Annotated in this window: 21 protein-coding genes and 2 pseudogenes; 14 read left to right on the top strand and 9 right to left on the bottom strand. The window is 66.8% G+C overall.

From position 1 onward, the window contains the following. Positions 1-117: 117 nt before the first annotated feature. Positions 118-1,281 carry an acyl-CoA dehydrogenase family protein gene (locus CXZ05_RS12780; protein WP_102972965.1) on the top strand — a complete coding sequence of 388 codons (1,164 nt, stop codon included), beginning with the start codon at positions 118-120 and terminating at the stop codon, positions 1,279-1,281. Positions 1,282-1,289: 8 nt separating this feature from the next. On the opposite strand, the gene CXZ05_RS12785 is transcribed toward CXZ05_RS12780, so the two are convergent. The 5 genes from CXZ05_RS12785 to CXZ05_RS12805 all read right to left on the bottom strand — a co-directional run bounded on the left by CXZ05_RS12785 (position 1,290) and on the right by CXZ05_RS12805 (position 4,608). Continuing rightward, positions 1,290-1,877 carry a DinB family protein gene (locus CXZ05_RS12785; RefSeq protein WP_102972966.1) on the bottom strand — a complete coding sequence of 196 codons (588 nt, stop codon included), beginning with the start codon at positions 1,875-1,877 and terminating at the stop codon, positions 1,290-1,292. Between the two features lie 120 nt (positions 1,878-1,997). After that, the gene (locus CXZ05_RS12790; protein WP_003799085.1) at positions 1,998-2,201 is read right to left on the bottom strand and encodes a cold-shock protein; all 204 of its coding nucleotides are present in this window, start codon (positions 2,199-2,201) and stop codon (positions 1,998-2,000) included. A gap of 186 nt (positions 2,202-2,387) precedes the next feature. Beyond that, complete coding sequence (locus tag CXZ05_RS12795; RefSeq protein WP_102972967.1) at positions 2,388-2,708, bottom strand: putative quinol monooxygenase; 321 nt, start codon at positions 2,706-2,708, stop codon at positions 2,388-2,390. A gap of 80 nt (positions 2,709-2,788) precedes the next feature. Further along, the gene (locus CXZ05_RS12800) at positions 2,789-3,415 is read right to left on the bottom strand and encodes a response regulator transcription factor (RefSeq protein WP_102972968.1); all 627 of its coding nucleotides are present in this window, start codon (positions 3,413-3,415) and stop codon (positions 2,789-2,791) included. Beyond that, positions 3,412-4,608, bottom strand: a complete 1,197-nt coding sequence (locus CXZ05_RS12805; protein WP_102972969.1) for a sensor histidine kinase — start codon at positions 4,606-4,608, stop codon at positions 3,412-3,414. Before CXZ05_RS12805 ends, CXZ05_RS12800 begins: the two co-directional genes overlap by 4 nt. A gap of 220 nt (positions 4,609-4,828) precedes the next feature. Here CXZ05_RS12805 and CXZ05_RS12810 point away from each other — a divergent pair, with 220 nt between their 5' ends. Both CXZ05_RS12810 and CXZ05_RS12815 read left to right on the top strand, forming a co-directional pair. Continuing rightward, a complete protein-coding gene (locus CXZ05_RS12810) occupies positions 4,829-5,410 on the top strand; it encodes a heme-binding protein (RefSeq protein WP_102972970.1) in 582 nt (193 codons plus the stop codon). Between the two features lie 10 nt (positions 5,411-5,420). Then, complete coding sequence (locus CXZ05_RS12815) at positions 5,421-6,164, top strand: ankyrin repeat domain-containing protein (RefSeq protein ID WP_258006565.1); 744 nt, start codon at positions 5,421-5,423, stop codon at positions 6,162-6,164. A 70-nt stretch (positions 6,165-6,234) separates the two neighbouring features. On the opposite strand, the gene CXZ05_RS12820 is transcribed toward CXZ05_RS12815, so the two are convergent. Then, entirely contained in the window at positions 6,235-6,909 is a 675-nt protein-coding gene (locus CXZ05_RS12820; protein WP_102972972.1) for a CoA transferase subunit B, read from the bottom strand. A 61-nt stretch (positions 6,910-6,970) separates the two neighbouring features. Beyond that, positions 6,971-7,687 (bottom strand): CoA transferase subunit A, encoded by a 717-nt coding sequence (locus CXZ05_RS12825; RefSeq protein ID WP_102972973.1) that lies wholly within the window; start codon positions 7,685-7,687, stop codon positions 6,971-6,973. Between the two features lie 177 nt (positions 7,688-7,864). On the opposite strand from CXZ05_RS12825, the gene CXZ05_RS12830 reads away from it, so the two are divergent. Continuing rightward, on the top strand, positions 7,865-8,656 hold the full coding sequence (locus CXZ05_RS12830) for an IclR family transcriptional regulator (protein ID WP_102972974.1): 792 nt from the start codon (positions 7,865-7,867) through the stop codon (positions 8,654-8,656). Between the two features lie 142 nt (positions 8,657-8,798). Further along, complete coding sequence (locus CXZ05_RS12835; protein WP_102972975.1) at positions 8,799-9,713, top strand: NADP-dependent oxidoreductase; 915 nt, start codon at positions 8,799-8,801, stop codon at positions 9,711-9,713. Positions 9,714-9,736: 23 nt separating this feature from the next. Here the strand turns inward: CXZ05_RS12835 and nadE are convergent, their stop codons facing one another. Continuing rightward, positions 9,737-10,591, bottom strand: coding sequence for an ammonia-dependent NAD(+) synthetase (gene nadE / locus CXZ05_RS12840; protein WP_102972976.1), 855 nt, complete (start codon positions 10,589-10,591; stop codon positions 9,737-9,739). A gap of 64 nt (positions 10,592-10,655) precedes the next feature. Further along, a pseudogene (locus CXZ05_RS12845) lies at positions 10,656-10,871 on the bottom strand (substrate-binding domain-containing protein); the annotation flags it as partial. Positions 10,872-11,163: 292 nt separating this feature from the next. On the opposite strand from CXZ05_RS12845, the gene CXZ05_RS12850 reads away from it, so the two are divergent. The 9 genes and pseudogenes from CXZ05_RS12850 to CXZ05_RS12895 form a co-directional block, all read left to right on the top strand. Then, positions 11,164-12,012 (top strand): sugar phosphate isomerase/epimerase, encoded by an 849-nt coding sequence (locus CXZ05_RS12850; protein WP_258006566.1) that lies wholly within the window; start codon positions 11,164-11,166, stop codon positions 12,010-12,012. After that, the gene (locus tag CXZ05_RS12855; protein ID WP_102972978.1) at positions 12,009-13,019 is read left to right on the top strand and encodes a Gfo/Idh/MocA family protein; all 1,011 of its coding nucleotides are present in this window, start codon (positions 12,009-12,011) and stop codon (positions 13,017-13,019) included. The genes CXZ05_RS12850 and CXZ05_RS12855 overlap by 4 nt, the downstream gene beginning before the upstream one ends. A 131-nt stretch (positions 13,020-13,150) precedes the next feature. Beyond that, on the top strand, positions 13,151-14,011 hold the full coding sequence (locus CXZ05_RS12865; RefSeq protein ID WP_258006567.1) for a sugar phosphate isomerase/epimerase: 861 nt from the start codon (positions 13,151-13,153) through the stop codon (positions 14,009-14,011). 30 nt (positions 14,012-14,041) lie between these two features. Then, on the top strand, positions 14,042-15,208 hold the full coding sequence (locus tag CXZ05_RS12870) for a Gfo/Idh/MocA family protein (RefSeq protein WP_102972980.1): 1,167 nt from the start codon (positions 14,042-14,044) through the stop codon (positions 15,206-15,208). 69 nt (positions 15,209-15,277) lie between these two features. After that, the gene (locus tag CXZ05_RS12875) at positions 15,278-16,339 is read left to right on the top strand and encodes a LacI family DNA-binding transcriptional regulator (protein ID WP_102972981.1); all 1,062 of its coding nucleotides are present in this window, start codon (positions 15,278-15,280) and stop codon (positions 16,337-16,339) included. Positions 16,340-16,407: 68 nt separating this feature from the next. Further along, positions 16,408-17,814, top strand: a complete 1,407-nt coding sequence (uxaC, locus tag CXZ05_RS12880) for a glucuronate isomerase (protein ID WP_102972982.1) — start codon at positions 16,408-16,410, stop codon at positions 17,812-17,814. Beyond that, positions 17,811-19,244: a mannitol dehydrogenase family protein gene (locus tag CXZ05_RS12885; protein WP_258006568.1), complete on the top strand. Its 1,434-nt coding sequence runs from the start codon at positions 17,811-17,813 to the stop codon at positions 19,242-19,244. The genes uxaC and CXZ05_RS12885 overlap by 4 nt, the downstream gene beginning before the upstream one ends. 259 nt (positions 19,245-19,503) lie before the next feature. Then, complete coding sequence (gene uidB / locus CXZ05_RS12890) at positions 19,504-20,925, top strand: glucuronide transporter (protein ID WP_102972983.1); 1,422 nt, start codon at positions 19,504-19,506, stop codon at positions 20,923-20,925. Between the two features lie 44 nt (positions 20,926-20,969). Then, positions 20,970-21,459: pseudogene (locus CXZ05_RS12895) on the top strand (bifunctional D-altronate/D-mannonate dehydratase); the annotation flags it as partial.

Below are 21,459 nucleotides of genomic sequence, written 5' to 3' on the forward strand. Positions count from 1 at the left end.
CATCACTGTGCAATATACTAGGACATCCAACGGTTTGGAAGAGCGAAGGGACCTATGCCCGTGCAGCCACAAGGACGTGACAACGGACAGCCCGCAACGGCAGGGAAAACGGGGAGTATGGCGCCGCCGTTTGCCGATGCGGATCTCATGTATGTTGCGGACCTGCTTCCGCCGGCCGAGCGGATCCGCTATCTCGAAATCCGGGACTTCCTGCAGTCCAGGGTCCGGGCCCAGTCCATCGAATACTGGAACCGGGAAGAGTTCCCGTTTGGGTTGCTCGCGGAGCTGGGGAAGCACGGACTTGGCGGGCTGCAGACGGACGGGACATCCACGCTCTTCAAGGGGCTCATGTACGTTGAGGTGGCCCGCGCCGACGTCTCCCTGTCGGCACTGGTGGGCATCCACAACGAACTGATCGTCGGCATGATCCACGCCCTGGGGTCGGAGGAGCAGAAGCAGCGGTGGCTGCCGGGACTGACCGCCTTCACGCAGCTGGGAGCCTTCGCATTGACCGAGCCGGAGCACGGCTCGGACATCGCCGGCGGGCTGGCTACCACGGCCCGGCTGGAGGACGGCGAGTGGGTCATCGACGGGGCCAAGCGGTGGATAGGCGCCGGAACCATCGCCGACTTTGCGCTTGTGTGGGCCCGGGACGCGGCCGACCAGCAGATCAAGGGCTTCATTGTTGAAACGGACCGCCCCGGCTACACGGCCACCAAGATCAGCAACAAGATCGGGCTCCGGATCATGCAGAACGCCGATATCCAGCTGGACGGCGTCCGCATTCCGGAGACCAACATGCTGCCCGGCGCCACGGATTTCACCAAGGCCAACGAACTGCTCAGGGATTCCCGGGCCTGGGTGGGCTGGCAGGCAGCGGGGATTCAGCTCGCGGCCTTTGACGTTGCCCGCTCCTATTCGCTGCAGCGCCGCCAGTTCGGCAAGGAGCTGGCACGCTTCCAGCTCATCCAGCAGCAGCTCGCCGAGATCCTCGGCAATGCATCGGCCTCGCTGGCCCTGATGGCACAACTGGCCCGAATCCAGGAGGAGGGCAGGCTGGAAATGGCCCAGGCGGCCATGGCCAAGGCCACCACCACCCGGCTGGCCCGTGCCTCTGTGGCGATGGGACGCTCGCTGCTGGGCGGCAACGGCATCAGCAGCGACTTCGAGATGGGGAAACTCTTCGGAGACGCCGAGATCCTCTACACCTACGAGGGCAGCTACGAAATCAATTCCCTGATTGTGGCCCGGGCCGTGACAGGAAAATCGGCCTTCGTCTAGGGGCAGTTCTAAGCGGCCAGCGCGGCAGCTTTCCGCGCTGCTGCCTCCAGTTGCTCCACGTAGGCGGCCTGCTCGGCCGTGCCACGCTGTGGAAGGTTGGGGTCACTCGGGCCCTGCCCGGCGGAGCCGTCGATGAGTTCGCGGATGATGTCCGCGTGTCCCAGGTGCTGCGCCGTCTCGGCACACATGTGTACCAGCATCTGGTGCAGGGTCACGTTCCTACGTTCCTCCCGCCACCAGGGCACAACGCCGGGAGCGTCCAGGGGCAACGCTTCGATGGTGGCATCGGTGTGCGCCGCCGAGAAGTGGTGCAGCTCGACGATCTCGGCACGCGTCTGCTCCGGGGTGGCCCACATGTCTGCGTCCGGTTCGGCCCCGTCGGCGAACCAGGGCAGCACCCGGCCACTGGGCCGGCCGAACACCTCGCCGAAGTAGTCCAGTTCCACGCTGGCCACGTGCTTGACCAGGCCCAGGAGATTGGTGCCGGTGGGCGTCATCGGCCGGCGGACGTCGTACTCACCCAGGCCGTCGAGCTTGGCGAGGAGCTGGGCGCGCCGCGTCCGGAGGTAATGGTGCAGGGTCGCTTTTTCATCCATGGCGGCACTCTACCGGGCAGCCCGGCAAAGACGGCGGGCATTTCTGCAAATCAGCCGGGCTGAAAACCAAAAACTCCCCTGTGCGTGCGAGGCACGGACAGGGGAGTCTTTGGAAAGCCGTTACAGCGGGCGAATGTTCTCTGCCTGCGGACCCTTGGGGCCCTGGGTCACCTCGAACTCGACCTTCTGGTTTTCATCCAGGGAGCGGTAACCGCTGCTGGCAATTGCTGAGTAGTGTGCGAATACATCTGCTGATCCATCATCCGGAGCGATGAAGCCGAAGCCCTTTTCGGCGTTGAACCATTTAACTGTGCCTGTTGCCATTGCTACTTCCTTTGTAACCCTTTTTCTGGTCCTGCTCCGACAGCAGGCAGACGCGGAAATTGTTCTCCGCTGTCTCCAACCTATGGGCCATCCGCCGGGCGTGCAATAGTTGCCGTCATCAGGAGTCCCACCTGTAACTGGAGATTCAGTCTCCGAACCTCGTTCGGAGAGGCTGTTTCCCCCCGTCTAGGCTGTGCTGCCCGGCTCCTGGCCGGTGTCCTCCCACTGCACGTCGAGATTGCGGAAAACCGGGGGTCCGTCACACAGGGCCGCCATCTGCGCGGCGAAGTCGGACGTCTCAGGCCGGTTGGAATTCTCCATCGCCGACTCGTAGGAGTCGAATTCCACGATGGTGAAGTATGTCCCGGGACGGTCGCGGTCCGCCGTGGCGGTGATGCGGCGAAACGTGGGTGTGGTGGTTCCCTCGGTTCTCGACGGGCGGCCCAGCGCTTCGACCTCCTCGATACGTGAGGTCTGGAATTCAATGATTTGCACAAACCCGGCCATGACTGCTCCTTGACGGCGGTGGTGACTGATGCCGCTCACGGTAGACCCGGCGCCGGGCCCGCGCAACCGTTATGCGGCTGCTAGCGCATCCCCTCCCGGCGGATGGCGGTGGCGATGGCCGCGGCCCTCGTTTCCACACCCAGTTTGGCGTAGATGTGGGCGAGATGGGTCTTGACGGTGGCCTCCGAAATGAACAGCCGCTGCCCCAGCTCCCTGTTGCTGAGCCCCTCGGTAAGGAGGCTCAGCAGCTCGGCCTCCCGCGGCGTCAGCACCTCGTCAGGGTTGCGCAGCTGCTGGAACAGGCGGGAGGCCACCGGCGGGCTCATGACACTTTTGCCCTGGACGGCGCCCCGGACGGCGGCGAAGATCTCCTCGGGCGCGGCGTCCTTGAGGAGGTAGCCCATGGCCCCGGCATCCACTGCCCGGACAATGTCGGCGTCAGAATCGTACGTGGTGAACACCAGCACGGCCTGCCTGCGGTTGCGCTCGCGGAGCTTCCGGATCGCCTCGATCCCGTCCATGCCCGGGCCCATGGCCAGGTCCATCACCACGACGTCTGGGGCGTGCCCTTCCACAGCCGCCAGGGCTTCCTCGCCCGAGGACGCCTCCGCCACCACCTCTATGTCCGGCTGCGTCCCCAGCAGGGCCTTCAGCCCGCTGCGGACCACGAGATGGTCGTCAACGAGGAGCACGGTGATGACGCTCATTCGTCCCCCTTTACCGGCAGCTGGGCCGCCACAACAGTTCCCTCGCCCGGGGCGCTTTCCAGCGAGAAGGTGCCGCCCAGCTGCTCCACCCGCTGCCGCATGGCCCGCAGTCCGTATCCACCGGCGTCCGACGGCGGGGCTACCGCCGCCCGATCGAAGCCCGTGCCGTCGTCGTAAATGTCCAGCGTGACCGCATCCGGCAGGAAGCCGAGGGTGATGGTGGTGGTCTCCGCGGAGGCGTGCAGCTTGATGTTCGCGGTGGCGCTCTGCACCATCCTGAGAAGGGCATGGCGGACCTCGCCGGCCACTTCCCGGGGTTCGCCGGTGACCAGCAGTCTGGCGTCCGGCACGTACTGCGACGCGGCCTGGAGCAGGGCGTCCGGCAGCGGGGAGGCGTCGAGGCCGGGGGAAGCCAGTTCGTGGACCAGGCTGCGGGTGTCGGAGAGGTTCCGGCGCAACAGTTCGCTGGCCTGCCGAAGATCCTGCCGGGACGCCGGCTCCGGCCAGGCACGGTTCGCGGCCTCGAGCAGGAGCAGGCTGCTGGCGAGGCCCTGGGTCACGGTGTCGTGGATCTCCCGGGAGACGCGCTCACGCTCCGCGATGGTGCCCGCCCGGCGCTCGCTCGCCGCCAGTTGCCGCTGGGCGAGTGAGACTTCGTGATGCAGTCGCCGCTGCTCGGCGGCGTCGTGCTCGATGCGGTCGTAGATCAGCGTCAGCAGGACGCCGACGGCGAGCGGTCCCAGGAGCATCGCCAGATCAGTGCCGTCGCTGAGCCGGAACAAGCCCGCGGCGGTTGCTGCCGCCGTCGCCCCCGCCGCCGCGTAGGCGACCGCCCCGGTGAAGGCGATGCGGCACAGGAAGAACAGCGCAAACGAGCACCAGGCGAAGCTGGGGGCGGAGACCACCAGGACGGCCCAGACGGCGACCAGGACGAACATCCACAGTGCCCAGGGGCGCCGGTGCTGGGCGAGCACGGCGATGACGGCGTACAGGGCGCAGGCGGCGGCCGCCAGCGCGAGGACAAGCAGGTTGTCCTGGGCGCTGTGCCGCATCACGTATCGCACCACGGAAGCCACGATGAGCACGGCGAATCCCAGATGGACCGCGGCGTCGATCCGTCCCAGCCGGCTGCCCGGAACATGGCCGGTGCGTGCGGGAAGTAGTTCCGGTGCAGTGGGGGCGGTGGAGGGCATGGGCGGGTCCGGTTCCGGTGGGAGACGTGCTAGAAACCATGCTATTGCCCACACCGTTGCTGGTCTCTCAGCCTTTTGGCTGATACCGCCAGCCGGAAGTACGAGCCGGTCTCAACTGATGGCCTGATGCGCCCGCGGCGGCACAGGTTCACCATGGAAATGTAGCCGTTTGGCTGCCCGGAAACATGGGCTGCGCCCCGCTTATCGAAGGAGAACCACCGTGAAGAAGTCCCAGAAGATTTTTGCCGCCGCGGCGGCCGGAGCGCTCGCCATCACCGCCGGTGCCGCCGCCGTCACCAATTCGGGATCAGGGCCTTCCCCCGCAGCGGCTTCGGTCCAGCCCGCGGCGGCTGTGCCCGCCGCGGATGTCCAGCCAGGTGCGGACAACGTCGTCGCCCAGAACCGGATCACCGTTGGCGCCTCGGCGAAGGCAGTGGGCGCAGCCCTCGCCAAGTGCCAGGCGGACAAGTTGCCGTTCGTCACGGTGGCCCTGGTGGACCGGTTCGGCACCGTCCAGGCCGTGCTGCGTGGCGACAACGCCGCCGAGCACACCATCGAGTCTGCCAAGCGCAAGGCGTACACGGCCGCAGCGTTCGGCAGCCCAACCAGTGAACTCGCCAAGCGCATCTCCGGCAACGGGCCGAGCATCGCTGACCTTCCCGGCACTCTGTTCCTCCCGGGCGGTGTCCCGCTGAAGGTGAACGGTGTCTCCGTGGCGGGCATCGGCGTTGGTGGCGCCCCCGACGGAAAGCTGGACGAAGCCTGCGCCGAGGCCGGCGCCGCCGTGATCGCCGCCAAGTAGGTTGCGGACTGTGGTTGGAGACGGATACGACGGCGGCCGGCCGGCGGCCGCTCTTCCGCTCGCGGGCCTGGCAGTGCTGGTGGCGTCCCTGCTGGCGGGGTGCGCCGGCGGCTCCTCTGCCGGGGGTCCGGCCCCAGCCAGTTCGAGCCATGGAAGTTCGGGAAGCCCGACGACGGCGGGCGGTTCCGTAGTGACCGGAACTGTGCGGCCGCCGTCGTCCGCTCCCGCCGCTTCACGTCCCTCCCTGTCCCCGGCTGAGCAGCAGACGCTGGACCGGCGGCTGGTCCTGGCCGCGAAAGCCAACGACGTGGCGCTCGTGGCCCAGCTGATCCGGGAAGGCGGGAACGTCAACGCCAAGGACTCCATCCAGGATTCGGCCTTCCTGTACGCGGGCGCCGAGGGCTTCAACGAGATTCTCCGGCTTACCCTGGCCCACGGTGCGGACGTCAGGAGCACCAACCGTTTCGGCGGTACCGCCCTGATCCCGGCCAGCGAGCACGGACATGTGGAGACAGTACGGATCCTCATCGCCGCCGGCGTCCCCGTCAATCACGTCAACAAGCTCGGCTGGACCGCGATGCAGGAAGCCATCCTCCTGAACAACGGAGGTCCGAGGCAGCAGGAGGTGGTGCGGCAGCTGCTGGACGCCGGGGCGGACCCCAACATCCGCGACCCGCAGGGCCGGACGGCTGTGGAGAATGCCGAGCGGCTGGGCTTCGCGGAGATCGCCCGGCTTATCGGGTCGCGGAGCTGACGGTGTCGAACTGGCCCGGCTTTGGTACCGTCAGCCGCCAGGGTTTGGCCGTTTCACCAAGCCCACGGCGTCAAAGCTGGGCCGGTTCGGCGAACTCCTCGGCAACGGTGAACTCGGCCTCCGTCTTCCTACGGATTTCCTCCACGGTGACGCAGGGGGCGAGGCGGGTGAGCGTGAGCTCGCGTCCGCCGTCGTCCTTTTTGTGGAGGTCGAAGACGGCGAGGTCGCTGATGATGCGGTCCACGACGCTCACGCCGGTCAGGGGCAGGGTGCACTCAGTGACGATCTTGGGAGTGCCGTCTTTGGCGTTGTGTTCGGTGAGGACCACGACGCGCGGTGTGCCGGCGACGAGGTCCATGGCGCCGCCCATGCCTTTGACCATTTTGCCCGGGATGGTCCAGTTGGCGAGGTCGCCGTTGCCGGAGACCTGCATGGCCCCGAGGATGGCGACCTTGACGTGGCCGCCGCGGATCATGCCGAAGGAGGTGGCGGAGTCGAAGATGCTGCCGCCGGGAAGCACGGTGACGGTCTGCTTGCCGGCGTTGATGAGGTCGGCGTCCTCCTCGCCCTCGTAGGGGAACGGGCCCATGCCGAGCAGCCCGTTCTCGCTCTGCAGGACCACACGGACGCCGTCGGGCAGGTTGTTAGCCACCAGCGTGGGGATGCCGATGCCGAGGTTGACATAGTCGCCGTCGTTCAGTTCTTCTGCCGCGATTGCGGCCATCTCATTCCGGGTCCAGGCCACGGGAATCTCCTTGGGGTCTAAAAGTCGGGTCAAAAAGGGGGCTTAGGTGTCCGTTCGCGCTTTAGGCGCTGATCCGCTCGACGACGGGGCGGACGGTGCGCTGTTCGATGTCCTTGATCCTGTTGCTGGCCTGGACCAGGTGCTGGACGTAGACGCCGGGCGTGACGATGTGGTTCGGGTCCAGCGCGCCGGGTTCGACGATGACCTCTGTCTCGGCGACGGTGACGGCCCCGGCGGTGGCGACCACCGGATTGAAGTTCCGGGCGGTGTGGCGGTAGATGAGGTTGCCGTCCGTGTCGGCCGTGTGGGCGTGGACCAGCGCGACGTCGGCGAGGATGGCGCGCTCCCGGACGTATGTTTCGCCGTCGAACACCTCGTGCGGCTTGCCTTCGGCCACCAGGGTGCCCACGCCGGTTTTGGTGTAGAACGCGGGGATGCCGGCGCCGCCGGCGCGCAGCCGCTCGGCCAGGGTGCCCTGCGGGGTGAACTCCACCTCCAGGACGCCGGCGAGGTACTGCTCCGCGAACAGTTTGTTTTCGCCGACGTAGGAGGCGATGACCTTGCGGACCTGCCCGGCCTCGATCAGGATGCCCAGGCCCTTGCCGTCAACGCCCATGTTGTTGGACACCACGGTCAGATCCTTGACGCCTGAAGCGCGCACGGCCTCGATCAGGTCAGCGGGGATGCCGCTCAATCCGAATCCGCCCACGGCAAGGGTGATCCCGTCCCGCAGGACATCGTGCAGGGCCTCGGCGGCACCGGATTTCAGTTTGGACATCGCATCTCCTCGTTGAGCTGACTCGGGGTCCACTTTATGGACGCTGGTTCTGATTGTGGAGCGTAGGCGGGCCTCTATGGCAGTGTCAAGGTCTCACGTGCTTTGTGGGATCGCGCTTTTATACTGTGGACGCTAGGCTGGTGAGTGTCCACAATATGGATCATTAGGGGAGAAGCCGTGAATCAGGCACCGGTCCAAGGCGCGCAGGTCGTCAGCCGCATCGCAGGCCTCCTGCGCATCGTGGGACGCAAGCCGGAAGGAAGCCCGCTCGTGGAGCTTGTGCGGGACTCGGGCTTGACGCGTCCTACCGTGCACCGCCTGCTCACGTCACTCGCGGCCGAGGGCCTCCTCGACCACGACCCCCTGAGCGGCAACTGGGTGCTCGGACCCGAGGCCCTGCTGATGGGATCGGTGGCGGCGGCGCGCTTTCCCCTGGAGGACTTGGCGAGGCCCAGCCTGCGCCGGCTTGCCGAGGAAAGCGGTGAGAGCGCTTTCTTCTCGATCCGGCGGGGCGCCGAGACCGTGTGCCTGCTGCGGGAGGAGGGTAGCTTTCCTGTCCGCTCCTTCGTGCTGCACGAGGGTGTTCGGTTCCCGCTGGGCGTGGCTTCGGCCGGAACGGCCATTATGGCGTTCCTGCCCGAAGCAGAGCAGGAGCAGATCCTGGCCGACTGGGCTCCCCATGCAGGCCAGTACGCGCGGGGCCACCCGGAGGACGTGGTCCGGAAGAGCCTGCAGGAGACCCGCCGCCGGGGCTACTCGGTGAACCCCGGGTTGGTGCTCGAGGGCAGCTGGGGGATGGGCGCAGCGGTCTTCGACCAGGCAGGCCGGCCGTCGTGGGCGTTGTCCCTGACGGGCATTGAACCGCGATTCCGTGATGGCCGGCAGGAGATGCTGGGGCGGCTCCTGCTGGAGGAGGCTCACCGGCTCACCGTCCGGCTCGGCGCGGGACAGCGCAAGCGGGGGAACTAGCGGCAGCACATGGCCCTGGCGTAGCGATCGGCACTGGTTGCCGCACCCGCCTGCCGGGAACCGGTGCAAACTGTTGTGGTGCCTGCAGTGCCGTGCCTACCCTTGCACAACGGCGCGGGACAGCAGCAAAGGAGCCGGAGCCATGAGCACCAGGGTCTACTTTGAGGAATACGGCGGACCGCAGGTCCTGAGGGTGGGTACGGAGCAGCTGCCCGAGCCGGGTGACGGATTGGTCCGGGTGGAATTCCGGGCGGTCAGCGTCAACCCCGTGGACTGGAAACTCGTAGCCGGCTATCTGAAAAAGTGGACGCCCCTGGACTTTCCGGCGGTGCCTGGCTGCGAGGCGGCCGGCGTCGTGACGGCCGTCGGGCCCGCTTTCGAGGGGTTTGCGGTGGGCGACGAGGTCATTTGGAACGGACTGCTGGGCGGCTACCGGACGGAGGCCGTGGTGCCGGCGGAGCAGCTGAGCCCCTTGCCGGCGGGCGTGGACTTCGAACAGGCAGCGTGCATCCCGGTGGCAGGTGGCACGGCATATTCGGCCCTGAAGCAGCTCGCGGTGGGAGCCGGGGACACGGTGCTGATCCATGGAGCCGCGGGAGGGGTTGGCTCCGCCGCGGTCCAGATCGCGCAGGCCTTCGGCGCACGCGTGATCGGTACGGCGTCGGAGGCCAACCAGGAGTACCTCAGCGAACTGGGGGCCGAACCCGTGACGTACGGCCGCGGCCTGGCCGAACGGGTGCGTTCCCTGGCCGACGACGCCGGAACGGTCACCGCTGTCCTGGACACCGTGGGGAGCGAGGATTCGCTGGCAGCTACAGCCGAGCTGCTCCAAGGCGCCGGCCGGGCGGTGACCACCGTTCCGGGCGAGCAGTCATCAGCAGCCGGGCTGGCGGCCCTACAGCAGCTGGAAGGCCGGGTGGCGGAAGCGGGGACACTCGCCGCGGAGGGTCAGATCACCTTCACCATTGCGCACCGGATGCCACTGATCGAGGCCGCCGAAGCGCTGGAAATCAGCCGCGGCGGCCACGGCCGCGGGAAGATCCTGCTGCTGCCCTAGGCGGGGCCGGAAGAGGCCTGGGCCTAGAGACCTGCCCTGGCCTCTTCCGGCCCCTCGTGCTTCCACCAGGTGTCGAAGATGCTGACCGGCACTGTGCGCTTGTGCCGGGTCCGCAGGTACTTCTGCTCGATCAGCTCTGCCGCGCTGTCGGAGACATCGCGCCCCTCGAGGTAGTCGTCGATCTGGTCGTAGCTCAGGCCCAGTTCGTCCTCGTCGGTGCGGCCGGGCCTGTCGTCCAGGAGGTCGGCCGTGGGCACCTTCTTCCACACCCGCTCCGGGGCGCCGAGGTGCTTCAGCAGGGCCCGGTTCTGCCGCTTGTTCAGGCCGAACAGCGGCAGGATGTCGGCTCCGCCGTCGCCGTACTTGGTGAAGAACCCGGTGACGGACTCAGCGCCGTGGTCGGTGCCGATGACGAGGTAGTTGTGCTCCCCGGCCAGGGCGTACTGGGCGATCATGCGCGTGCGGGCCTTGGTGTTGCCCTTGTGGAAGTCGGAGATTCCGTTGCCGACCGTCTTCTCGAACTCGTCCTCGAAGCCGTCCACAGCGGCGGAAATGTTGAAGGTCCATTCCTTGGAGGCCTTGATGAAGTCCAGGGCTGATTGCGCGTCCTCCTCGTCGTGCTGGACGCCGTAGGGGAGGCGGACAGCCACGAACTGCGCGTCCGTACCCTCTGACTGCAGCTCTTCGACGGCGAGCTGCGCGAGGCGCCCGGCGAGCGACGAGTCGAGGCCGCCGGAGATGCCCAAAACAAAGCCTTTGGTGCCGGTGGCCTTGAGGTACTCCTTGAGGAAAGTGACGCGTTTGCGCACCTCCTCTGCGGGATCGATCTGGGGCTGGACGCCCATTTCTGCAATGATCTTGGCCTGGAGTTCGCGCATGTGACCCAGCCTAGTCAGCGGGGTCGGCAAGGCTCAACTGTTTCCGCCGAAGTCCCCGTGGTGTCTACCGCGCAGCCGGTGCCGGACCGGTGGAGCCCCGGACCGTCAGATGTGTCGGCATGGCGGAACGGCTCCGCGTCCCGCCGCCCGCCAGCGGGTTCAGCCGGGCCAGCAGCATGGACACGGCCACCCGGCCGGCCTGTTCGATCGGGGACGCCATGGTGGACAGCGGCGGATTGCAGAAGTCGGCGCCGAAGATGTCGTCGCAGCCCAACACCGCAGAGTGCTGCCAGGCCATGGATCGTGGGTGGACGGTCCACTGTTACCGGTCGCGACGTGGCCACGGCGCTCCTCTCTGAACGTGCGAGCCCTGTGAAAGGGCGGCTCCCTAAACGTGTGACGGCGGCAGGTCCGTCGCACGAGAATGCCATAGGTTGTCAAAGCTTTGGCAATCGGTTGTCATTCACATGCCACTTGGCCTAGACTGGCTCCGACACTGTTGTGAACTGCGTCACCGCGCTCAAGCCGGGAACGGACTGCCGCGCGGCGGCCGCGAAACCAGGAGACCCCGCGTGAGCAAAACCCCAACCACCGTCTGGCCGCTATCGGGATTCGGCGACGAGATCGATCCGGACCCCGCCATTCAGGCCGCCGTACTGCTTGCCCTGGGGGCTAGCCACATCGAGGTCCGCAGCGCCTGGGGCACCAACGTCTCCGAACTGGACGCCGGGCAGGTTGCCCGGCTCAAGGAAATCCTGGACAGCAAGGGCCTGAGGGTGTCCGCCGTAGCCAGCCCCATCGGCAAAGTGGACGTAACCTTGCCGGTGGACCACGAACTGGACCGGCTCCGCCAGATCATCTCCGTGGCCAAGGGCCTGGAGACGAAGTACATCCGCATCTTCTCGTTCTTCCGCGCCGAGGGCCGTACGGCCGAAGATATCCGCGCGGACGTTATGGAACGCATGGGTGTGCTGGCAGCGCTAGCCGAGGAGTCCGGCGTCGTACTTCTGCATGAGAACGAAAAGGGCATTTACGGTGACACGCCCGAGCGTGTCCTGGACATCATGACCACGGTGGACTCGCCGGCGCTCCGCGTCGCCTGGGACAACGCCAACTTCGTCCAGGTGGGCGTCAAGCCCTACACCGAGGGCTACGCCATGCTTCGCCCCTACCTTGAGTACTTCCAGGTCAAGGACGCCCTCGCGGGCACCGGCAAAGTGGTGCCCGCCGGCGAAGGTGACGGCGAACTGGACGCCACCATTGCCGCCCTCAAGGCGGACGGCTTCACCGGCTTCGCTTCGCTGGAACCCCACCTGGCAAGCGCCCATGAACTCGGCGGCTTCTCCGGTCCTGTGGCCTTCGGCGTCGCGGCCCGCGCCTTCGCCGCGCTCGCCGTGAAAAACGGAGTTGAACTCTCTTGAGCACGACGGCGGCGGTCATCGGTTGCGGCGACGTCTCCTCCGTACACTTTGAGGCGCTGGCAAAGCTCGACGGCGCCACGCTGGTAGCGGTCTGCGATGCGGATCCGCAGCGGCTGGCTGCCGCCATGGACGCCTATGGTGTCCCCGGCTTCGCCGACCACCTGAGCCTCATCGACGCCGTCGGGCCGGACGTGGTGCACATCTGCACCCCGCACGACCAGCACGCCTCGGTGGCCGCGGACTGCCTGGAACGCGGGGTCAATGTCATTGTGGAAAAACCACTGGCTCACACCCTGGCGGAGGGCGCGCGGCTGGTTAAGGCTGCCTCTGCCGGCAGGGCGAAGATCGCCGTTTGCTTCCAGAACCGGTACAACGCAACGTCGCAGGCCATGCATGCCCTGCTGTCATCCGGCGAACTGGGGGCGGTGGAGGGCGCGTCCGCAACGGTGCTGTGGCAGCGCTCCGCCGAGTACTACCAAAACCGGCCGTGGCGGGGGACCTGGGCCGGCGGTGGAGGCGGGCTGATGATGAACCAGGCGATCCACACGGTGGACCTGCTTCAATGGCTGATGGGGGACGTTGTGGCGGTAAGCGGCAGCGCTTCCACGCGCTTCCTGGGCGGAACCATCGAGGTGGAGGACACCGCAGAGTTCGTCGCCGAACATGCCGGCGGTGCCCGGAGTGCCTTCTACGCCACCCTGGCCAACGCGTACAACGCGCCGGTGACACTCGACGTGGTCACGGAGAAGGCAGTCCTGAGCCTGCGGGGTGACCTGACAGTTACGTATGTGGACGGACGCGTTGATGTTGTTCCGGAGCGCCGGAGCGATTCCGGCGGCCGCTCCTACTGGGGCGTTTCGCACGAGCTGCTGATCAAGGACTTCTACAGCCGCCTGGAGGACGCCGATCCGTTCTGGATCAGCCCGGCGGAAGCCGAAAAGTCGCTGGTCATCATCAAAGACGTCTACCGACAGAGCTACCCGGAGTCCGCCGCAACGGTCTCCTGAACCGGACCAGATCCGCGCCGGCAGGAACAACGCCGGGCGGACCGATGCCGGCTGTTGGAGATCCAGCGGCAGCAGAACGAAGAGCCCGGCGTCCCCGCCTGAGGGCAACGGGCCAAACCGAAAGGACCACCATGGCCAAAATTGGCGTACAAGCAATGATGCTGAGGGACAGCTTCGCTGGAATCGGGGCGTTCGAGACGCTCCGCAAGGTCAGCGCGATCGGCTACAACGCCGTCGAGATCTCCCAGATCCCCATGACCCCGGACAACGTCGCCGAGCTGGACCGTTCCCGGAACGAACTGGGCATGGACATCGCGGCGCTGTCCGTCGCGATGGAGACCCCCAAGGGGCGTCCGGGCGATTCCCTGGCGGAGCACTTCGACAAGATCGTGGAGGATGCCAGGCGCCTGGACTCCAAGCTCCTGCGGATCGGCATGCTGCCCTTCCCGGCCATGAAGTCGATCGGGGCTGTGGTTGATTTTGCCAAGCAAGCCAACGAATACGCGGAGCGCCTGCAGGAGCAGGGCCTGAGCCTTTACTACCACAACCACCACATCGAGTTCGCGAAGTTCGGCGGCAAATACATGCTGGACATCATTGCCGAGAACTCCCCGGCCATGGGCATGGAAATCGACGTGCACTGGGTGCAGCGCGGCGGCCTGGACCCGGTCCGAACGCTGGAAAAATACGCCGGCCGCACTGCCATGGTGCACCTGAAGGACTACCGGATCGGCGAATTGCCGGAATCCTCCTTCGGGCTCCTGGACTCGGGCGACGTTGCGGGCTTCATGGCCGCGTTCAAGGACGTTGTCCAGTTCGCCGAAGTGGGCGAAGGCAACCTGGACTTCGCCGCCATCATTCCGGCCGCGCAGGCCGCCGGTGCCGAGTACATGCTCGTCGAGCAGGACGAACTGTACGGCCGCACCGTCTGGGAAGCACTGCAGACTTCGTACGACAACCTGCTGGCCCTGGGCCACGCAGGTCTTTTCTAATCCGCAACCACTGACGACGGAGATTCATTCATGAGCACCAAAGTACGCCTTGGCATCATCGGCCTGGGCCAGCAGGGCGGCGCCTACGCCAGGTTCATCACGGACGGCATGGTCCCGAACATGGTGATCGGCGCCATCTGCGATCACGACCCCGCTAAGAAGAACGTTGCCTCGGCGACCTACCCGGACGCGCCGTTCTATGACGACTACATCGCCATGCTGGAAAGCGGCGACGTCGACGCCGTCGTCACCTGCGTGCCGCACTTCCTGCACCCGGAAATGGGCATCGAGGCGCTCAAGCGCAACATCCACGCACTGGTGGAGAAGCCGGCTGGCGTTTACACCAAGCAGGTCAGGGAGCTCAACGAGTTTGCCGCGGGCAAGCCGGACCTGTCCTTCGCCATCATGTTTAACCAGCGCAACAACCCGCTGTACCAGAAGCTCAAGGAGATCGTCGACAACGGTGAGATCGGTGCCATCCGCCGCACCAACTGGATCATCACCAACTGGTGGCGGCCGCAGGGTTACTACAACTCCAGCGAATGGCGCGCCACCTGGGGCGGCGAAGGCGGTGGCGTGCTGGTCAACCAGGCACCGCACCAGCTGGACCTGTGGCAGTGGATCTGCGGCGTGCCCAAGTCCGTCTACTCCAAGGTTGCCTACGGCTTCCGCCGCGACATCGCCGTCGAAGACGAAGTCACTGCGGTGGTGGACTACGGCAACGGTGCCACGGGCGTTTTCGTCACGGCCACGCACGACCTCACCGGCACCGACCGCTTCGAGATCCTGGGCGACCAGGGCAAGATCGTCGTCGAAAACTCAAAGACCGCCACCGTCACCCGCCTGAAGAAGCCCGAGCGTGAACTCAGCGACGGCATGGGCATGGACGACGTCCGCAAGCTCTTCATGGGCGAGCTGAACCCGGAGGAGTACTACACCACCGAGGTCATCGAATTCGAGTCGGCCTGGGGCGCGCAGCACTCCGGCGTGCTGGAGAACTTCGCGGCCAACATCCTGGACGGCACGCCGCTGCTGGCACCGGGCTCGGACGGCATCAAGGGTGTCCGGCTCGCCAATGCCATCCATCTCTCCAGCTGGACCGGCACCGAAGTGGGCCTGGACTTCGACGAGGACGTGTTCCTCGCGGAGCTGAACAAACGCATCGCGGACGAAGGCAAGTTCCCCGAGCGAGCCTAGGCCGGCGCCGTCCGGCTGCCCGGCAACCGCTGGCCATCCGGAAGGCGGGTTCCTCGTTAGGATGGGGCAGTGACTGAACCCAAGACACCGGAAGCTGCCGCACCCACAGGTCCGGCAAGGAAGCGCGCCCGGGACGGCAAGTCCAACGCCACCATCTACGACATTGCCAGGGTTGCCGGCGTCAACCCGTCCACCGTCTCGCGGGCGCTCAGCAAGCCTGGCCGGGTCAGCGCCAAGACGCAGAAGCTCATTGAGGACGCCGCGGCGGAACTGAACTACCAGGTGAATCCCTTCGCCCGCGCCCTGCCGACAGGCCGTACCAACACCTTCGGGCTCATCGTTGCGGACATCACCAACCCGACGTTCTTCGACATCATCCGCGGCGCCGAAACGACGGCCACCCTCCGCGACTACACCCTGGTGCTGGCCGAGTCCGCCGAATCCGCCGTCACCGAGCTCACCGCAGCCCGCCGGATGATGACCACCGCGGACGGACTCATCCTCGCCAGCCCCCGCATGGACGACGACGAGATCCGCGCGCTTGCCCGCGACAAGCCCGTGGTGGTGATCAACCGCGAGGTCGACGGCGTGCCCTGCGTGGTCCCCGACGTCAACAAGGGCATCAGCGAGGCGGTCCGCAGCCTGGCGGCCAACGGCCACAGGAAGGTCGCCTTTGTGGCCGGGCCGCCGCAGTCCTGGATGTCCGCCCGCCGCTGGGAAGGCGTCCAGGCAGCCTGCGAATGGTCCCGGCTCGACGCCGTCCGGATCGAGTCCGGCAAGCCAACGGTCGACGGCGGCAGGCAAGTGGCGCGCGACGTCCGGGACAGCGGCGCCACGGCCGTGCTGACGTACAACGACCTCCTGGCCATCGGGCTCATGCAGGAACTCCAGGCCGCCGGCGTCGTGGTGCCGGACCAGATCAGCATCGTCGGCTTCGATGACATCTTCGGCGCCGACTTCACCACGCCGCCGCTCACCACAGTGCGTTCGCCACTGGGGGAGTGCGGATCGGGCGCCACCACGCTCCTTCTCGACCTGCTGAACGGCGACGGCGAACCCGCTACCGTCCTGCGCGTGGAGACGGAACTCGTGCTGCGTGGCTCGAGCGGAAGGCTGCTTCCCGCGCACTGACCGCAACCCGCGTGGCAATTCTTGGCAACCGGTTGACAATCGGCTCGGTGAAGCCTGACCATTGAGCTATGTCACAGTCGATTGCCGCCAACCCAGACAGGCTCCTGCCCGCAGACCCGGGAACGCGCAGCATTGCGCGCGACCTCCTGCAGCGCGTCCAGGACCTCCCCATCATTTCCCCGCACGGGCACGTTGACGCCGCAGTCATCGAGCAGAACACGCCCTTCCCCGACCCGGCAGCGCTGCTGGTCAGCCCGGACCACTATGTCACCCGCCTCATCCACGCCAGCGGCGTCCCGCTGGACCGGCTGCGCGGTTCGAATGGCTCGGAGCCGGACTCACGCACCGTGTGGCGCGAGTTCTGCAAGGCCTGGCCGTTGTTCGAAGGCACCGCCTCCGGCTACTGGCTCCGCACCCAGTTCAGCAGCGTCTTCGGCCTTGACCAGGAGATCAGTGCCGGGACCGCCGACGCCAGCTACGACGCGATCTCCGCCAAGCTGCTGGAACCCGGCTTCCGTCCGCGCCAGCTCTTCAAGGACTTCAACATTGAGGTGCTCGCCACCACCGATGATCCGCTGGACAGCCTCGCCAGCCACAAGGCGATCGCCGAGGACCCCACGTTCCACGGCCGCGTCCTGCCGACGTTCCGCCCGGACGCCTACCTGAACATCGCACACCCAACATGGTCCGCAAACGTGGACCGCCTCATTGCAGCAGCGGGCGACGGCGCCACCGGCTATGCCGGCTACATCACCGCCCTGGAAAACCGGCGCCGCTACTTCGTCGAGCATGGCGCGGTGTCTGCAGACCACGGCGTCCGGACCCCTGCCACGCTGAAGCTCGACGCTGGCGACGCGGCCAGGCTGTTTGACCTCGCCCGCTCGGGCCAGGCCACGGCGCGGGACCGCGACGCGTTCGAGGCGCACATGATGTACCAGATGGCGCGGATGTCCGTGGCGGACGGCCTGGTGATGACCATCCATCCGGGCTCGTACCGGAACCACCACGATCCGACGTTCGAAAAGTTCGGCCCCGACGCGGGCCACGACATCCCGTTCGCCATCAACTACACCGAAGCGGTCCGCCCTCTGCTGCAGGACTTCGGCACCGCCGAGGACTTCCACCTGGTGCTATTCACCCTGGACGAGACGGTGTTCTCCCGCGAACTCGCGCCACTGGCCGGCTTCTACCCGTCCGTCTACCTCGGCGCCCCGTGGTGGTTCCTGGACGCCCCGGACGCGATGCTGCGCTTCCGTTCCGCCGTCACCGAGACCGCCGGGTTCTCCCGCTCCTCGGGCTTCGTCGACGACACCCGCGCCTTCTGCTCCATCCCCGCCCGCCACGATGCCTCCCGCCGCATCGAGGCCTCCTTCCTGGCCCGGCTGGTGGCCGAGCACCGCGTCAGCGAGAACCGGGCCCACGAACTCATCGTGGACATCGTGGACGGATCGCCGCGAAGGGTCTTCAAGCTGTGAGCGTCGGACTGCAGGCTGAAACGGCAGCTGCCGTGGACCTCCCCAGGCTCAACCGCACCCTCCAGCCGGCCGCCAAGGCCCCGATCCGCATCGTGCACCTGGGGCTGGGCGCCTTCCACCGCTCGCACCAGGCCTGGTACACCCACCGGGCGGGCGACGCCGCGGCCTGGGGGATTGCCGCCTTCACCGGACGCCGCCCCGACGCCGCGTTGGCCCTGGCCGAACAGGACGGGCTCTTCACGCTGGTGGAACGTGCCGATGGCGGCGACACTTTCGACGTGGTCGGCAGCATCGTGGAGGCCGCGGACGGCGCCGACGTGCAGCGGCTCGCTACGTTGGTTGCCGCTCCCGCCACCGCCGTGGTCACCCTGACCATCACCGAAGCGGCGTACCGGCTCGGCGCCGACGGCCATCTCGACCGGACCGCGTCCGACGTCGTTGCCGACCTTGCGCTGCTGGCCTCCGGCAGCGGAAACCCGACGACGCCGCTGGGCCGCCTGGTCTTTGCCCTCGCCGCCCGCCGGGCTGCCGGCGCGGGTCCGCTCGCCGTGGTCTGCTGCGACAACCTCTCCAGCAACGGCACCGTGGCCCATCATGCCGTGGCGGGTATCGCCGGGGCATGGGACCCCTCGCTCGCGCGGTGGATTGACGACAACGTCAGCTTCGTCAGCACCTCGGTGGACCGGATCACGCCACGGACTACGGGTGCAGACCTGGCGGCTGTCGAAGCGTCCTGCGGCTACCATGACACCTCGCCGGTGGTGGCGGAGCCCTTCGCCAACTGGGTGCTCAGCGGGGACTTCCCGGCCGGGCGGCCGCGCTGGGAAGACGCCGGCGCCCTGTTCGTGGCGGACATCGAGCCGTACGAGAACCGCAAACTCTGGCTCCTAAACGGCGCGCACTCGCTGCTGGCCTACGCCGGACAGCTGCGCGGCCACACCACCGTGGCCGAGGCCTTGGCCGACCCGCTGTGCCTGCGGGCCGTTGAAACATTCTGGGACGAGGCGGAAGCCAACCTCTCCGGGCAGGGCGGAACTACTGCGGACCTGCAGATCCCGGCCTACCGCTCAGCGTTGCTGGCGCGCTTCAGCAACGCCCGGATTGCCCACCACCTCGCACAGATCGCGATGGACGGCAGCACCAAGCTGCGGATGCGCGCCGTCCCGGTGCTGCAGGCCGAGCGTGCCGCGGGCAGGTCCGGTGCGGCCGCCGCGCTCATGATTGCGGCCTGGATGGACTACAGCGCAGCCTCCGCCGCATTCCAGGACCCTCTCGCCGACCAGGTGGCCGCAGCCAACCGGCTCAGCGGAACGGAGCGGGTCCGTGCCCTGTTGGGGCTGGTGGATCCGGTGCTGGCCGGGGACGCCGCCGTCGTCGGGCTGGTGGAAGACCTGTGCGGAACGTTCGGGGAGCCGGCTGTCTCCCCGTAACGTCCTCCGCGCATGCGCTGCTGCCCGGCTCTCCGACCACGGGGGCCGGGCAGCAGTGTTTCATAAAACTTTCAACAAATTTATGGCAACCGCTTGCCAAAGTGTTGCCAAGTCATTAGGATTACAGCAAGAGCTACAAACCGGCATCCCGGAATTCGCACCCGCCGGACGCCCCAGACTTTCAGCAGCACACCCCAAGCATTTTTCACATTTTTTCCGCCGGCTCCATGGGGGCGGCACCGGGTAAAGGAGCCCAATCATGAAAAAGCTGAACAAGCTAAGCATCCTCGGCTACGGCGCCGGGGATGCGGCCAACAACCTCGCCTTCACCACCGCCACCATGTTCCTGCTGGTGTACTACACGGACGTTGCGGGCATCTCCGCCGCTGCGGCAGGTACCCTGCTGCTGGTCGTCAGGATCTTTGACGCGTTCGCCGATGTCTTCGCCGGCCGCATGGTAGACCGCACCTTCAGCAAGCGCTTCGGAAAGTTCCGTCCGTTCATCATGTTCGGCTCCATCCCGCTGCTGCTCCTGAGCGTTGCAACCTTCTCCGTTCCGCAGCTGGGCGAGTCCGGAACCCTGCTGTACGCCTACGTGACGTACGCGGCGCTTGGCCTGGCCTACAGCCTGGTCAACATTCCCTACGGCTCCCTCGCCGGTGCCATGACTCAGGACCCGGGGGAGCGCGCCAAGCTGGGATCGGCCCGGATGGTGGGCGGGCTCCTGGTGGGTTCGGCCCTCGGCATCTTCGTGGCACCGCTCATCAAGCCGGGAGCCGACCTGCAGGCAACCTTCACCACCATCACCTTGGTGTTCGTCGGCATCGGCGCGGCGCTGTACTTCTTCACTGTGATGACCGCCAAGGAACGCGTCCACCGCGCCGTCCCGAACGTCTCGGTCAAGCAGAGCATGGAAACCCTGAAGGGCAACAAGCCCCTCCTGATGCTGTGCATCAGCTCCTTCTTCTTCCTCTCCGGCTACCTCGCACTGACCTCCGTGCAGCTGTACTACCTGCGCGACGTCCTCGGCCGCCTTGACCTGTACCCGGTGCTGTCCATCATCCAGCTGGCCTTCACCTTCGTGCTGGCCGCGTTCATGCCCAGACTGGTCCGCGCCATCGGCAAGAAGCGCGTCTACATCTACTCCTCCCTGCTCACCGTCATCGGCGGCGCCATCATCTTCTTCACCCCGGCCAGCCAGGTCTGGATCGGCTTCTCCGGCCTCGTGATCAGCCTGGTGGGCGTCCTCGCCGTCAACATCGTGGTGTGGGCACTGGAAGCGGACACCGTGGAGTACGGCGAGTGGAAGACCGGTGTCCGCACCGAAGGCATCACGTACGCACTGTTCTCTTTCACCCGCAAGACCGGACAGGCCGTGGGTGGCGCCCTCGCTGCCTACGCCCTTGCCCTGGGCGGCTACAGGTCCGGCGGCGCGCAGACCGCTGACGCCATCTTCGGAATCCAGCTCGCCGCCGGCGCCATCCCGGCCGTGCTGACCATCCTGGCCGTCCTGGTCATGTCCAAGTACAAGCTCACGGACGCCATGCACGCCCAGATCCTTACCGAGATCCGGGCCCGCCGCAGCAGTGAAGAAGGCGGAGCCGAAGGATCGGCTGCCGCTTCCTCGGAGGCAGCAACCTCAGAGGCAGCCGCCAAGCCGCTCGCGCCCAACCCCAACTAAGCTCCCTCTCAAGCCTCGAACCAGTCCCTCCGAAAGGACCTGCTGTGAAAATCATTGCCGCGGAAGTCTTCGTGACAAGCCCGTCCCGTAACTTCGTGACCCTGCGGATCACCACGGAGGACGGGGTGACCGGCATCGGTGACGCGACCCTGAACGGGCGTGAGCTCGCCGTGGCTGCTTATTTGAAGGAGCATGTCGCGCAGCTGCTGATCGGGAAGGACCCGCACCGGATCGAGGACACCTGGCAGTTCCTGTACCGGTCCTCGTACTGGCGCCGCGGCCCGGTGACGATGGCGGCGATCGCTGCGGTGGACATGGCGTTGTGGGACATCAAGGGCAAGCTGGCCGGCATGCCGGTGTACCAGCTGCTCGGCGGGGCGTCCCGCAACGGGCTGCGCGCCTACGGCCACGCCTCCGGCTCCGATATCCCGTCGTTGTTCGATTCGGTCCGGGAGCACCTGGAACTCGGGTACAAGTCGGTGCGGATCCAGACCGCCGTGCCCGGGATCAAGGCCGTGTACGGGGTGGCCGCGC

Source organism: Arthrobacter sp. AFG20, from assembly GCF_002892795.1.
Lineage (GTDB): Bacteria > Actinomycetota > Actinomycetes > Actinomycetales > Micrococcaceae > Arthrobacter.